Genomic DNA, 14,093 nt, shown 5'->3' on the forward strand with positions numbered 1-14,093 from the left:
TCTTTACTTTATAAAGCCTAGCAGCATTTCGCGAATCACTTTGGAAGCTACGATTTGCGTCTGTTCTGTCGGATCATAGGCAGGGGCTACCTCTACAAGGTCGCAGCCAACTACATTAGCCTCTGAGCGAGCGATCGCATGAACTGCCTCGATAAGCTCCTTGGACGTGATGCCGCCTGCTTCAGCTGTACCAGTGCCCGGTGCGGCCGACGGATCAAGCACATCGATATCGATCGTCAAGTAAACAGGGCGGCCAGCCAGCTCAGGCAATACTTTTTTCAATGGCTCAAGCACTTCAAATGGATGGAAGTTAATGTTCTCACGCGCATATTGCCACTCCTCACGCGAACCGGAGCGAATGCCGAATTGATATATGTTTTTGCCGCCCATCAGTTCAGCTGCTTTGCGCAGCGGCGTAGAGTGAGACAAGGGCTCGCCCTCATACGATTCGCGCAGGTCAGCATGAGCATCAAAATGGATAATCGCCAGATCAGGGTACTTGGCATACATTTCGCGGAAGATTGGCCAAGACACCAAATGCTCGCCGCCAAGTCCTACCGGCATTTTGCCGTCCTCCAGCACACCTTTTACAAACTCGCCAATAATATCAAGGCTGCGTGCCGGATTGCCAAATGGCAGCAATAAATCGCCAGCATCAAAATACTCGATATCCTCTAGACTGCGGTCTAAATACGGGCTATATTCCTCCAAACCGATCGAAACCTCACGAATACGAGGCGGGCCGAAGCGCGAACCCGGACGGAAGCTTACAGTAAAGTCCATTGGCATTCCATAAATAACTGCCTTGGAAGCCTCATAATTTTCAGAGCTCAAAATAAATACATTGCCAGAATACTTCTGATCCAGTTTCATTGCTAGCGTCCTTTCTGGTCGGCTTCCTGCAGCCTACTTAATCAAGTTTTCTACAAATCTAGGCAATACAAACGCCGCTTGATGCAGGCGAGGGCTGTAATACTTCGTATCGATGTCCGCAATATCTGATTCTTTTACTTCCAGCGGATCATACTTTTTGCTTCCCATAGTGAACGTCCAGAGACCGCTTGGGTAAGTAGGGATATTAGCGCCATATACACGTACGATCGGGAATACTTCCTTTACGTCTTTATTCACACTTTGGATAAGATCTGCTTTGAACCAAGGGTTGTCCGTTTGAGCAACAAAGATGCCGTCTTCTTTCAGTGCTTCGTAAATGCCTTGGTAGAAGCCGCGAGTAAACAGATTGGCAGCTGGGCCAACCGGCTCAGTCGAGTCAACCATAATAACATCATACGTGTTTTTGTGATCATGAATATGCATAAAGCCGTCATTGACTTGAACCTCAACGCGAGGGTTGTCCAATTCACAAGCAATAGTCGGCAAGTATTTTTTTGAATACTCGATGACTTTGCCATCGATATCAACAAGCACCGCTTTTTTAACCTTCGGATGCTTCATTACTTCACGGATTACCCCCCCGTCGCCGCCGCCGACTACGAGTACATTTTCAGGATTAGGGTGAGTGAACAACACAGGATGAGCGACCATTTCATGATAAACAAATTCATCCTTCACTGTAGTCATAACCATGCCGTCCAGCACAAGCATCGTGCCGAATTCTTCTGTTTCAATCATATCGAGCTGTTGAAAATCCGTTTGCTCGTTTACATACGTTTTTGTAATTTTTGCTGTTATGCCAAAGCTATCAGTTTGCTTCTCTGTATACCACATTTCCATGTCAAGTACCTTCTTTCCGTCAATAGTTCAAACTGTATTATAGTATTTCGCACAAGAAAAAAAAACCTCTTATCCGTGTAATGGAAAAATATTTATATGGTTGACTCGAAAATGAATAGCCTGCTCCTAATATTTCCATACTAAATAAGAATGATTTGCGTTTGTTGCGTTGCAGCAAGCATCCGTCTACCTAGTATTTTACTAAATCAAAATCGTTTTGTCGTGCTTACATCAAAATTGCTGCTTACAGGGAGACTGTCGATTCATTTTTTGCGCAACAGCGGTCGGAAGCCCAAACTTGATCGCAGGCCCCCCTTTATCATGCATGTTGCTTTATTCAAAATTAATCGACAGCTCAAAAGGCGACTTAGCAAGGGAGTTGACATCATGCTGAAATCCTTCATACAACGCGGAAAATCAAAGCTTCGTAACTGGTTTTTACTGCGCAAAGAAAAGCTTTCATTCGCAATCCGCGTACGCAGCTTGTTAAAGCTGATGGGTATAGCTGCTATAACTGCAGCTATAGCAATTGCAGCTTTATATTACTATTTGAGCAGTCAATCTCTGCCTGCTGCTTCTATTAGCCAAACGTCCCGCATGCTCGATTTGCACGGTAATGTCATCGATACATTTCATGCCGGAGAAAACCGTTATTCTGTCTCGTTGAATCAAATATCTCCCTACGTCATTCAAGCTACATTAGCGATAGAAGATCGACGTTTCTATGACCATATCGGCTTTGATATAAAAGGAATGGCTCGCGCGCTAATGGTCAATGTGCAAAGCATGTCGACCAAGCAAGGAGCCAGTACGCTGACCCAGCAGCTGGCCCGCAATCTGTACCTGACGCATGAACGAACCTGGCAGCGCAAAATCAAGGAAGCCGTCTACACCGCCCAGCTGGAAATGAAATATTCAAAAGATGAAATTCTGGCTATGTATTTGAACCAAATTTACTACGGGCACGGCAGTTACGGCATAGAGGCGGCTGCCAAGCATTATTTCGGCAAGCACGCTCAAGATTTAAGCCTTGCAGAAAGCGCATTGCTGGCGGGGATACCAAAAGGGCCAAAATATTACTCGCCTTATCATAATATGAAGGCAGCAAAGGACAGGCAGCAGCTTATTCTGGATGCGATGGTCAGCGAGGGGGCAATTACGAAGCAGGAAGCGGACGAAGCCTACAATGAAGTTCTTGCCTTTGAGCCATCCCGCTCCAGCCAGGATAATGGCATTGCGCCTTACTTCCGCGACTATGTGCGGCAAGTCGCCATAGATGAGCTGGGCATCGAAGAACAGCTCATTAACGAAGGCGGAATTTCAATTTATACTACGCTGGATTCGACGATGCAAGCTGCTGCTGAGCAGACGATTCACAGCAAGCTGCCGGCAAATTCAGAGCAGCAAGCCGCCTTGATCGCCATCGACCCGCGCAATGGCTATATTAAAGCAATGGTTGGCGGACGCAGCTATGCGGACAATCAATACAATCGAGTATTTGCAAGCACCAGGCAGCCTGGCTCTACCTTTAAGCCCTTTCTATATTTGACTGCCCTGCAAAGCCGATTCATGTCGCCAACTACTCACTTCATGAGCGAGCCGACGATATTCACCTATGACGAGGGCAGAAAAAAATATGAGCCGCGCAACTATGGTGATAAATATGTGCTTGATTATATTGATATGCGGAAGGCAATTGCCAGCTCAGACAATATATATGCCGTTAATACGATTATGACGGTAGGAGCGGATAAAGTAATTGAAACCGTCCGCAAGCTTGGCATTACAAGTTCTATGAGCCCATTGCCTTCGCTTGCGCTGGGCACCTATCCGATCAGTCCGCTGGAAATGGCATCCGCCTTTGGCATCTTTGCCAATGAAGGCTTTCATCATAAGCCGGTTGCTATACTGCGGATCGAGGATCGCAAAGGAAATATTCTTTACGAGGCTGAGCCGCAATTTGAACAGGTTATAACGCCTGCCGAAGCCTATGTAATGACCAGCCTGATGGAGAGCGTCTTTCAGGAAGGCGGCACTGGTTACCGTGTCGCTGCAGCAATCAAACGGCCTGTAGCCGGGAAGACGGGCACGACAGCAACAGATGCGTGGCTGGTCGGCTACACGCCGGAGCTGGCGACAGCGGTATGGGTCGGCTACGACAAGGACCGCAAACTGACCGTTGCAGAGGCACAGCGTGCCGCGCCGATATTTGCAGAATTTACGGAGCAAGCGTTAGCTGCTGTACCGCCTAAAATTTTCCCTGTCCCTGAGGGCGTAGTAACCGTCTATATTGAGCCCAAAACTGGACGGCTCGCTGCTGCCTCTTGTCCCGAAAAACGACTGGAAACCTTTCTGCGCGGCACAGAGCCTTCTCTTTCTAATATATGCGGCTCTGACTCGCCGGTGGATGAAGCTTCCGGATCGAAGACAGGCGATCAAGAGCAGGCCACTAAAGAAAAGCGGCGCTCCTGGTGGGGAGACCTCAAGCGTTGGTGGACCAATTAGTATAGCTATTAATATTAAGAATAAACGGCTTTGCCATCCTTTGGACAGGCGCGTTTACCAATGAAATATAGAAACAGGATAAGTTAAAACTTATACTTTTAACAAAAACACTTCTGCCTGAAATCCAATTCACTTGGAAATCGCAAAGCAGAAGTGTTTTTGTTGCTGCCTATTGGCTATATTTGCGAATCTCCTCCATCATTCTTTCAGCAGAAAATGCTCCGTCCACGTTAATGCGAGGAAGCTTGGCAAGATTCATGCCTTTGCGGATAACTCCTTTTTCTACTGTATACATAAGCTCATGTCCTGTTTCATCCAGCATTTCAATTAATCTATTACTGTATCTGCCATAAGGATAGGCAAAGGAAAACACCGGCGTATGCAGCTGCTCCTCAAGCATACTTTTTGCTTGCAGCAAATCACGATGCATACGCTCCTTATATGCCTCTACTGTCTCAAGCTGGCCGTTCATTATTAAAGGAGATACCGTTGCAGCCGCATCCTTGTCTCCTTTTGTCTTACCATAATAATGCGATTCGTAGGTATGGCTTTGAATTAAAATGCGCCCTGACTGAATCATTTCGCGGCCTTGCGGCCAAGTAATACGGCTTAAATACTCGATATCTTTATTAATATTAACCGTCGTTGCAAATATAGTAGCAAAAAACTGCTCCTCTACAAGGGCAGGATAAGCATATAAATAATTGCTTTCATAGCCGTCATCAATCGTAATAAGGACTGATTTTTCAGGCAGCCTCGCCTCATCGCCGCCTTTCATAAAAGCTAACAAATCCTGCTGGCGAATCGGAGTATAGCCATTTTTCTTCAGCATTTGCAATTGCTCGCGAAACCGATCCGGATGAACGATGACACTGTTAAGATCTTTGTCGCTGGGTGAAAAATGATGATACATAAGCGCGACAATCGTTGGATTTGTCACCATATTGCTTTTCATTAAAGGGAGCTTGTCTCTTATGTAGCCTAACGGCTTACCGGCATGATCATAAAACAGCAGCAAATATGCGAAGGCCTGCTGCTCCTCCTTTTCTAGCAGGAGCTTTCCGTCAGGCAGCAAAAAGCGGGTATAGAGCTGCTGCTGCAGTTGATCCGATGCAGGCGCCAGCTCTGCGCTGCTTGAAATCCGCTCCGAGCGAAGCATTTCTTTTTCATTAAAACCGCCGTTTTGCAACAGCCGCGAATCCTCTTCAAATCTATCCAGCTCCTGCTGAACGCCGATCGCGTAGGTACGCAATGCAATTGATGCAAAGCCGCTCAGCTGCCTGTCCAGCTGATCGCGGCGTACAACAATATTCAGCTCCCCATAAGCCGGTCTAATGACCTCGACTCCATTGGTTTTCGCTTGCTCTACCTTCTCTTTAAGGCTGCTGGCTGCTGCAGAAATAAAAGGATTGGCCAGTAATAACGTGAATGCGATTCTGTGATCCTGTGCGGCTGCGCGCAAAAAGCGTGCCGTTTGGAGCGGATTATAACTAAGTTTATGAATAACAGTCTTCAACAGGATAGGAGCAGCTGTTTCCCCAGCATCAGCATGAAGAGCAGTCTTTTTTGAAACTTGCGTAACGGCAAAATCTGCTGCAGCGTTTGTCGAAAGCAGCGCCCCCGCTAGCAGGCAACACAATAATAAACGTAAACGGTACATAGCATACCTCCACAGCCAAAAGTGTCAACTCATTGTATGTATGCAAAAAGACGCTTCTACCTTATTCTCTCGAAATTCATGCAGAAGCGTCTTTTGATGTATATTATTTATAAGATTATAAGTACTTTTTCATCACTCGCAGCAGCTTGGCCGCCGAATAAGGTCCTGCTACGTTGACCCGCGGCAGCTTTGCAAGATCCATCCCTTTGCGTATGGCCCCTTCCTCAACGGTGTACATCACCTTATGACCCGTTTCATGAAGCAGCTTGATCAATTCATCATTATAGCTGCCATAAGGATAGGCGAATGAGAAAACGTTGTGATGCAGCTGCTCCTCCAGCTTTGTTTTGGCTGTCATCAAATCATCGCGCATGCGCTGCTTGTACTGCTCGTCCGTTTCCAGCTGGCCATCAATTACGAGCGGAGTAGTCGTAGCCGCAGCTTCTTTATCGTCCGCTGTTTTTCCATAATAATGGGATTCAAAGGTGTGGCTCTGAATATCAATGCGCCCCGATTGCATCATCTCGCGCGACTGCGGCCATGTAATACGGCTCAAATATTTCATTTCCTTATTTACATTCGCAGTTACAGCAAAAATTGTAGCAAAAAATTGTTCCTCTACAATAACTGGATAAGCCAGCTCGTAATTGCTTTCATAGCCATCGTCAATCGTAATGAGCACTGATTTTTTAGGAAGCAGCACTTCCTTGCCGCCCTCCATAAACTCAAGCAAATCCTGCTGACGGATAGGTGAGTATCCGTTTTTCTTTAACATTTGCAGCTGATCGCGCAAATCGTCAGGATGAACGGTAACACCATTAATCTCATCTCTGTTCAATGTGAAATGATGATAAACTAGAGCTACTATATCCGGATTGGCGGACATTTTTTGGTCAATAAGAGGGAGCTCATCCTTCATATATCCGATCGCATTGCCGGAAGCATCATAAAACGCCAGCAAATAAGCAAATGATTGCTGTTCCTTCTCATTCATCAGCAGCCGGCCGTCAGGCAATAAATATTTCGTATACAGCTGCAAGGGCAGCTGCTCGGATGCAGGAGCATGCTCTGCCGTGCTTACTTGACGATCGGCTTCAAGCATCGCCCTATAGTCGAAGCGACCGCTTTTCAGCAAATGAACATCGTCACCAAAGCTTTTGTCCTCTTTAATGCTTGTAGCATAAGTACGAATAGCAATAGCCGCATAATCTCGCAATGCAGGCTCCAGCTGCTCGCGGCGAATGACAACGTTCAGCTCTCCGTATGCAGGACGAATAATTTCCACCCCGCTCCGGTCAGCAACTTCCAGCGGCTCAGCAATTGAAATGCCCGCTGACGAAGCGATATGATAAGCATAGCCCAGCTGGGCCGTCAGAAGCAGCATTAATCCAGCCTGTCCATCCTGCAATGCCAAATACAAGGATCGGGCGACATGTAGCCGAGACGGCTTTTTTTGTTTTAGCTTATCAATAAATGATACCGTTACTCCCTCTTTAACAACTGCAGCAGCCTCTGCCGGCTGGGATGCAGCATAGCTGCTGGAAATGGCAGTCCACAGCACTATGCACGCCATGAAAAACATTATGCCTCGTACAAAACGCATCTTACTCCTCCTGAATCCTTAATCATTCGCACTAGAACTGCAGCACTAGTCATTTCGTCTTAGTAAACACAAATATAACCATTATAAAGATCTTTTTTCATTGTGTCGATTGTTTCCAGCTCTTTTATTCTCTTACATAGCTGCATACTTTTTTATCACTCTGATCAGCTTTTCTGCCGAATAGTAACCGTCCACATTAATGCGCGGCAATCTCGTTATGTCCATTCCTTTGCGAATAACTCCTTCCTCTACGGTATACATCAATTCATGTCCCGTTTCGCGCAGCAAATCAATCAGTTCATCGCTGTAACGGCCGTATGGGTATGCAAAAGTAAATACATGACTGTGCAGTTCCCCTTCCAGCACGTTTTTCGCTTTGAGCAAATCTGCGCGCACTCTTTCCTTATATTGCTCCTTCGTCTCCAGCTGCCCTTCCACCATGATAGGCACTGTGGCTACGGCCGCTTCCTTATCGCCCGCAGTTTTGCCATAATGATGTGATTCGTACGTGTGGCTTTGCATTAAAATACGGCCAGACTGTACCATTTCACGAGCTTGCGGCCACGTAATCCGGCTGGAATATTTCGTTTTCTTATTCAAATTTGCCGTCACGGCAAAAATGGTAGCATAGAACTGTTCCTCCACAATGGCCGGGAAAGCAAACGCATAGTTGCTTTCGTAGCCGTCATCAATCGTAATGAGCACGGACTTTTCAGGCAATCTTGCTCCAGTGTCGCTCTTCATAAATTCAAGCAGATCCTGTTGGCGGATGGGGGTGTATCCATTCTCCTTGAGTGCCTTTAATTGTTCGTGAAAAGTATCCGGGTGCACGGTAACCGTATTGAGCGACTCGCTGTTTAGTGAAAAATGATGGTACATTAGCGCTGCTATCGTTGGATTGGCCACCAGCTTCTCCTGGATCAACGGCAGCACGTCCTTCATATAGCCAATCGGTTTGTCTGCTGCATCGTAAAATACTAGCAGATAAGAAAAGGTTTGCTGCTCGTCCTTATCCAGCAGCAGCCTATTATCCGGCAGCAAATAATGCGTATATAGCTGCTGCAATTGCTCGGCTTCCGGGCTGTACTCAGCCGCACTATGTTTGCGATCCGTTTGCAGCATTGCCTTGTAATCAAAACGACCGCTTCTTAACAAACGAATATCCTGCTCATACTCTTCTATCTGACTATATGTACGCAGAGCGATAGACGCAAAGCTATGCAGCTTTGGCGAAAGCTGATTCAGGACAAGCACAATATCCAATTCACCGTAAGCAGGTCTAATGACCTGTACACCGCTTCGCTCCAGCAGCTCCATCGGCTCGGCAATCTTCAAGCCTGCAGCCTGAGCAGCGCGAAAGGCAAAGCTTAACTGGCCAGAAACTAGCAATGCGACAGCAGCTCTGCTATCCTGTGAAGCGAGCTGCAGAGCTCTGAAATAAAGCAGCGTTTTGGGCTTGAACCGATTAATCTCTATTGGCGTCAGCTTATTTACAGTAAAAGGCTTGGATTCAGCAGAGACCAGCGTGTTGAAGGAAAAATGACCTAGTGCAATGTTGGCGCAAATAGCAACGATTGAAAAATAAATGGTTAATATACGAATATATCGCATTTCTTCCCTCCGAAAATGACTATTATCCTTCTCATTTAGTTGGCAAGCCGATATAATGAATACGCTGGCAATCATTACACAAGAAGGAGATCTATCCTGCATTATGAAACGAAAAGGCTTCACCTTGCATTTTTTGGTAACTACAACCGTTGTTCTTTCTTTGCTGGTAACATTGCTGGTAAGCAGCATCGTCGGCTTTCAGAGCAATAAGGATGCGCTTGTATCCAATACGCTTGAGCTTAACCGAATTAACGCAGAAAAAGTGGCTATAACGACAAATGACCTTCTGGGCTCGGCCAAGAACACTCTTGCTATAGCAGCCGATCATTTGGCAACCAAATTCCTGCATGATGATAATATGCAAATGCTACAGCTTGTAAAAGAGAGCAATAACATATTTAACTCCGTATTTATTGCTGACAACTCCGGCACTGTCAAAATAACCTTGCCTGAAAATCTAGGGGTTATCGGCAAAAAACTAGAAAGCGAGGCCATACAGGTAGCGCTGTCGCAGCGCCGTCCGCTAATTTCCGAACCCTATACCGGTATTACCGGCCGGTATATTATTCTAGTTTCCCATCCAATCTTCTCTGCTGACGGTCAATACTTGGGTTTGATTGGCGGCAGTATTTACCTGAATGAACCAAATGTGTTTGAAGTTCTGCTAAGCAGCCCTACCTTCTCGCCAAGCGGCTCCTATGTATACGTAGTGTCCAAACAAGGAGAGCTGCTATTTCACCCTAATAAAAATAGAATAGGCGAAGCAGTTACGGCTAATCCTGTCGTACAAAGCGTTCTAAAGGGTGATAAAGGGGAGCGCACCGTCATCAATACGGTAGGTGATCATATGCTGGCTGGCTATGCGCCTGTACATGAGGTGGGCTGGGGTGTTATATCGCAATCGCCATATGAAAACGTCAATGAAGCTTCTACCAGGCTAGTCAAACAAATCTTTTTGTATTCTGCGCCTATCCTGATTATCTTGCTCATTATCGTTATCCTGCTGACTCGCTTTATATCAGGTCCTTTATACAAGCTTGCTAGTTTTGCAGAAGATATTACTATAGACGATTATCATGGCTTAAAAGTTCCAACTATCCATAATTGGAATTATGAGGCAAACGAACTGAAAAAAACAATCGAAAAAACAGTGCTGTCGATGCAAAATCGCATCAATGTATTGTCAGATGAAGCAAAGAAGGATACTTTGACCGGCCTCAACAATCGCAGAACGATGGATCGCGTGCTGCAAGAGTGGCTGAACCGTAATTTGGCTTACAGCTACATTATTTTGGATATCGACCACTTCAAGTCAGTCAATGATACTTATGGCCATCATATGGGTGATGCCGTCCTTCAGTTCCTTGCCGCCAAAATGATAGAGCTGACCGGTCCTGACGATGTTTGCTGCCGTTTTGGAGGTGAAGAATTTGTGATTCTGTCTCCTGGGGCTGCAGCAGAAGACGCTTATAAGCTGGCTGAGACAATTCGCGAGAACATTGCATCATCGCCTACACCGATTGGCAATACGATAACCATTTCGATCGGCATAGCTGCCTCCTCTTCGCTGCAAGATGTTGAAGATACGAAGCAGCGCGCCGATGCAGCGCTGTATGCTTCCAAGCAAAACGGCCGCAACAGGTCGACGATCGCTTCAGCAGCAAATAAATAAGTTACAGCAAAATAGGAAGAGAGGACGCCGGCTGCGGCTGCTTCTCTTCCTATTTTAACTTACTACTGATAGGTTACTTCCAAATGATTTGGCACGACAAGTGTCAGCCTCGAAAACACGCTGTCCCTGACAAAGCCGCCAGCTTTCTTGTCTATCCCTCCTATCGTTATATACATCGTATTGCCAACTACGGCTGTCCTGAACATTTGTTCGGCTTCAACAGTCAGCGAATCTACGGATAAATACTGGACAGTGCCCAGCAGATGCACCTCATTCGTATCCGTCTTATCCAGTTGAATAGCCTGGAAGGACTGGACAACAATTTTCTTTACTTCAGCAGGAACAGAAGCCTTGACCGGCTCAATATATACCGTCCGCTGCACCATTTGAAACTCCCGCTTCAAATCATCCATCAAGCCGGTAGACATAAGCATAGCTATAATTAAACTGGCTACCCCGATTATGCCGACAAACATCAGGCTGAGCCAATCATATTTAATTTGCAAGGACTCTTTGCCTGAAAGCTTCAAGTAAACGAGCAGCTCGCAGCCCAGCATAATAAACACAATAGGAGCGGACATCAGCAGCAAATCAAGCGCATCAATTTTTTGCCATAGCGAAACAGCAAGTGCCGTTCCGATTAATACTAAAGTAATTCCCATCGATAGCGAGCCAACACGCCAAGTACGCGCATTAGAATGACCAGAATGGCCGGCAGGCTTCCCATTATCTGTATGCGATGCATAAGTGTAAGCATTCATTAATCGGCTCTCCCTTCTAGCTCGCGCAACTCATCGAGCGGCTCAGGTGCATGCCTGTATGTTCTGCCGTTTTTATTCCCTACGCCGAATGCCAGCCTGAGTCCTATCGAAATCAAAATAAACGCTGTAATTGCCGTTGGGATCATATATTTGATTTCCATGTACTGGGAGTACACCTCAATCCAATACCGGTTAATAAGCTGCGTCGCCACTCTATCCAGCAAGTAGTATACGCCTACCAGCAGAAAGGCTATGCCAAGCCAACGCTGATAAGGAACGATTTGAGTCAATATTGGCCTGTCTACAAGCTGTTCCTGCTCATAACGGGATGTGTAATGCAGAGCATCAAAAAATGAGTAGAACCAAAGCAGCGGCAGCAAAAATAGAAACAAGGACAACCGCATATTATCCATAATATAAATAATTAATAGAAATCCTGCCATTAGCTGCAAGCCGCGCTGCTGTAAGCCAAGATAAAGATGGCCGGCACCTGGAAAAATAGACAGCGAAATCGCAATAACTTTGTTTTTCCGGCCGGAAGCAATATGCCCTTCCATCTCTTCGAAAATAGAACGATCCTCCATCGGTTCTCCTTTTTGCTTGGCGTGCAGCCGGGCAACAACATCAAACATGCTGTATATCCATATCACCGGCAGCGCCAGCAGAAAGACCAGCATAATGGATGTCGACATAACGAAACTTAAAAAGATAATAATAGTAAACAAGCCGATAAATGCGATCATAAGCGTAATGCCGCGCTGCATAAGACCGATGCTCATATGTCCAAGGCCGGGAATAATTGAAAGCAGTATCGTTTTCGTTTTTTCCTGTTGCATTTCCGCTGCATGGGCATACGCAAAGCTATTATTATAGTCGGAGTGCATTCCCTTTCCCGTTGGGTCTGCCTCGAAGAAGCTGCCTCCTGCCTGTGCAGCCGATGAATAGATCATGCCGTTTGGCCGATTCGGTTGAACAGACAAATGCTTTCCATTAATAAGCGAAATAATCATGTCTATCATATTCACGATTGCCGAGAGAAGCGCCGTCATAAGAAACATGAATATGGTAAAAGAATCTACGCTATTATTGCTTGCCATAAGCAGCAGCAAAAAAGCTAAAGGCCCGAAAAAACCAAGCGCATATACGATACAACGTATAGGGCGGCCCAAATAAGCATGTCCAATCCCCGGGATAAACGACAGCAAAAATGCCGTTAATGGATTTTTATTCACGAAGCTTCATCCTCTCACTTGCCAAATTATTTATTGTAACGATATTGGTGCAAGCCATCAAGCCATCGGCTCGCTTTGCTCACCATTTCATCCGACCAGGTTTGCACCATTGGCTCGCTTTCCTTATAGCGATTGTCCTTGGCATGCTCAGCCAAATCACCAACCTGCTGCGACAGTCCGCTAAGCACGCCCGTGGCTAACAGCAGCAGCGTAATGGAAGCGGCAATGGAATATTGCACAATCGGAAGGCTAAGCCATAAGCGGCGGCGGCGGTTGCTTACAGATGGTTTAGAATAAGCAGCTTGCTCTGTGGATGCCGACGGCTGCTTGGTATGCTCAGCTTGCTCTGTGGATGCCGACGGCTGCTTGATATGCTCAGCTTGCTCCGTGGATGCCGACGGCTGCTTGGTATGCTCAGCTTGCTCCGTGAATGCCGCTGGCTGCTGACTCTCCCCGATTGCTTCTTTAACAGCTTCAGCTTCAATTGCAGCAATAACATTGTTCTCAAGCGCTGCCCAATCCGTCTCTGCAGTCTGATGATCATTCGCTTCAAGCTCCTGCATGAACAGCAGCAGGCAAATCTCGCATTGCTGCAAATGCTCTTCAACCGCTTCCCGCCTATCAAGCTGCAGCAATTGTCCGTTAATAAATCGCTGCAGCTCTTCTGCCGTCGTATGCGCTATGTATGTATTGTCCTTCTTCAATCAAAGTCCTCCCTTCGCCAGTGACGCTTCATCCAATTGCGGGCGCGATACAGCCGCGTCTCCACCCCTTTTATCTGCAGCCCTGTCTCATGCGCAATCTCTTCGTAGCTTTTGTCTTCTATGTAATAAGATTTCACAATAGCTCTATAATTTTCTGGAAGCTGCTGCAGCTGCTCAGTAAGCTGAAGCTTGCTGGAGCGCTCCATAGCCTGCGCCTCAGCAGCAGGCGCTCTTGCCTGCCATCCGTCAACATCCGAAGCGCTGTATGCATCTGTATCCGCCACGCTGGAATTTACAAGCTGCTCCGGTCTACGCAACCGGCTTCGCCGCCAATCAATAGCTTTGTTAATCGCAATGCGCGTAATCCATGTTTTAATTCCATCTAATCGACACGTTGGAAGAGAGCGATAGATTTGCAGCAATACTTCCTGCGTAACGTCTTCTGCATCATGACTCGATTGCAGCACTGCATAAACAGTTTTGTATATATGCGGACCATACTTCTGCACGAACGGCCTGAATTGTTCCGCATCGCCAGCTTGTATTTGCCTGATCCATTGCTCATCCGAAATAATGCTCTCCTCCCTTCCTAACTCTATAGACGATTATAA

General features: G+C 46.4%; 11 protein-coding genes. 2 read left to right on the forward strand and 9 right to left on the reverse strand.

Annotation, left to right across the window (positions count from 1 at the left end; translation table 11 throughout):
- Nucleotides 1–3: 3 nt before the first annotated feature.
- Nucleotides 4–873, reverse strand: a complete 870-nt coding sequence (gene speB, locus V1L65_RS26420) for an agmatinase (RefSeq protein WP_331702300.1) — start codon at nucleotides 871–873, stop codon at nucleotides 4–6.
- A gap of 33 nt (nucleotides 874–906) precedes the next feature.
- Complete coding sequence (speE, locus tag V1L65_RS26425; RefSeq protein ID WP_331702301.1) at nucleotides 907–1,734, reverse strand: polyamine aminopropyltransferase; 828 nt, start codon at nucleotides 1,732–1,734, stop codon at nucleotides 907–909.
- Between the two features lie 387 nt (nucleotides 1,735–2,121).
- Here speE and V1L65_RS26430 point away from each other — a divergent pair, with 387 nt between their 5' ends.
- The gene (locus tag V1L65_RS26430) at nucleotides 2,122–4,239 is read left to right on the forward strand and encodes a transglycosylase domain-containing protein (protein ID WP_331702302.1); all 2,118 of its coding nucleotides are present in this window, start codon (nucleotides 2,122–2,124) and stop codon (nucleotides 4,237–4,239) included.
- A gap of 169 nt (nucleotides 4,240–4,408) precedes the next feature.
- Here the strand turns inward: V1L65_RS26430 and V1L65_RS26435 are convergent, their stop codons facing one another.
- The 3 genes from V1L65_RS26435 to V1L65_RS26445 all read right to left on the reverse strand — a co-directional run bounded on the left by V1L65_RS26435 (nucleotide 4,409) and on the right by V1L65_RS26445 (nucleotide 9,113).
- Nucleotides 4,409–5,899 carry a polysaccharide deacetylase family protein gene (locus V1L65_RS26435; protein WP_331702303.1) on the reverse strand — a complete coding sequence of 497 codons (1,491 nt, stop codon included), beginning with the start codon at nucleotides 5,897–5,899 and terminating at the stop codon, nucleotides 4,409–4,411.
- A 115-nt stretch (nucleotides 5,900–6,014) separates the two neighbouring features.
- Nucleotides 6,015–7,502 carry a polysaccharide deacetylase family protein gene (locus V1L65_RS26440; protein ID WP_331702304.1) on the reverse strand — a complete coding sequence of 496 codons (1,488 nt, stop codon included), beginning with the start codon at nucleotides 7,500–7,502 and terminating at the stop codon, nucleotides 6,015–6,017.
- Nucleotides 7,503–7,634: 132 nt separating this feature from the next.
- Entirely contained in the window at nucleotides 7,635–9,113 is a 1,479-nt protein-coding gene (locus V1L65_RS26445; protein ID WP_331702305.1) for a polysaccharide deacetylase family protein, read from the reverse strand.
- A 55-nt stretch (nucleotides 9,114–9,168) separates the two neighbouring features.
- Here V1L65_RS26445 and V1L65_RS26450 point away from each other — a divergent pair, with 55 nt between their 5' ends.
- Complete coding sequence (locus tag V1L65_RS26450) at nucleotides 9,169–10,785, forward strand: sensor domain-containing diguanylate cyclase (RefSeq protein WP_331702306.1); 1,617 nt, start codon at nucleotides 9,169–9,171, stop codon at nucleotides 10,783–10,785.
- A gap of 62 nt (nucleotides 10,786–10,847) precedes the next feature.
- On the opposite strand, the gene V1L65_RS26455 is transcribed toward V1L65_RS26450, so the two are convergent.
- The 4 genes from V1L65_RS26455 to V1L65_RS26470 are packed head-to-tail and all read right to left on the reverse strand — an operon-like array spanning nucleotide 10,848 to nucleotide 14,081.
- Nucleotides 10,848–11,546, reverse strand: coding sequence for a hypothetical protein (locus V1L65_RS26455; protein ID WP_331702307.1), 699 nt, complete (start codon nucleotides 11,544–11,546; stop codon nucleotides 10,848–10,850).
- Nucleotides 11,546–12,778 (reverse strand): hypothetical protein, encoded by a 1,233-nt coding sequence (locus V1L65_RS26460; protein WP_331702308.1) that lies wholly within the window; start codon nucleotides 12,776–12,778, stop codon nucleotides 11,546–11,548. The genes V1L65_RS26455 and V1L65_RS26460 overlap by 1 nt, the downstream gene beginning before the upstream one ends.
- Nucleotides 12,779–12,804: 26 nt before the next feature.
- Complete coding sequence (locus tag V1L65_RS26465; protein ID WP_331702309.1) at nucleotides 12,805–13,482, reverse strand: hypothetical protein; 678 nt, start codon at nucleotides 13,480–13,482, stop codon at nucleotides 12,805–12,807.
- Nucleotides 13,479–14,081, reverse strand: coding sequence for an RNA polymerase sigma factor (locus V1L65_RS26470; RefSeq protein ID WP_331702331.1), 603 nt, complete (start codon nucleotides 14,079–14,081; stop codon nucleotides 13,479–13,481). Before V1L65_RS26470 ends, V1L65_RS26465 begins: the two co-directional genes overlap by 4 nt.
- Nucleotides 14,082–14,093: the final 12 nt, after the last annotated feature.

Origin of the sequence: Paenibacillus sp. IITD108, assembly GCF_036541265.1 — a bacterium.
Taxonomy (GTDB): Bacteria; Bacillota; Bacilli; order Paenibacillales; family Paenibacillaceae; genus Pristimantibacillus.

Bases quoted from the DNA above. Each gene is read 5' to 3' on its own strand.
- speB (WP_331702300.1), bottom strand. From the start codon at position 873: ATGAAACTGGATCAGAAGTATTCTGGCAATGTATTTATTTTGAGCTCT.
- speE (WP_331702301.1), bottom strand. From the start codon at position 1,734: ATGGAAATGTGGTATACAGAGAAGCAAACTGATAGCTTTGGCATAACA.
- V1L65_RS26430 (WP_331702302.1), top strand. From the start codon at position 2,122: ATGCTGAAATCCTTCATACAACGCGGAAAATCAAAGCTTCGTAACTGG.
- V1L65_RS26435 (WP_331702303.1), bottom strand. From the start codon at position 5,899: ATGTACCGTTTACGTTTATTATTGTGTTGCCTGCTAGCGGGGGCGCTG.
- V1L65_RS26440 (WP_331702304.1), bottom strand. From the start codon at position 7,502: ATGCGTTTTGTACGAGGCATAATGTTTTTCATGGCGTGCATAGTGCTG.
- V1L65_RS26445 (WP_331702305.1), bottom strand. From the start codon at position 9,113: ATGCGATATATTCGTATATTAACCATTTATTTTTCAATCGTTGCTATT.
- V1L65_RS26450 (WP_331702306.1), top strand. From the start codon at position 9,169: ATGAATACGCTGGCAATCATTACACAAGAAGGAGATCTATCCTGCATT.
- V1L65_RS26455 (WP_331702307.1), bottom strand. From the start codon at position 11,546: ATGAATGCTTACACTTATGCATCGCATACAGATAATGGGAAGCCTGCC.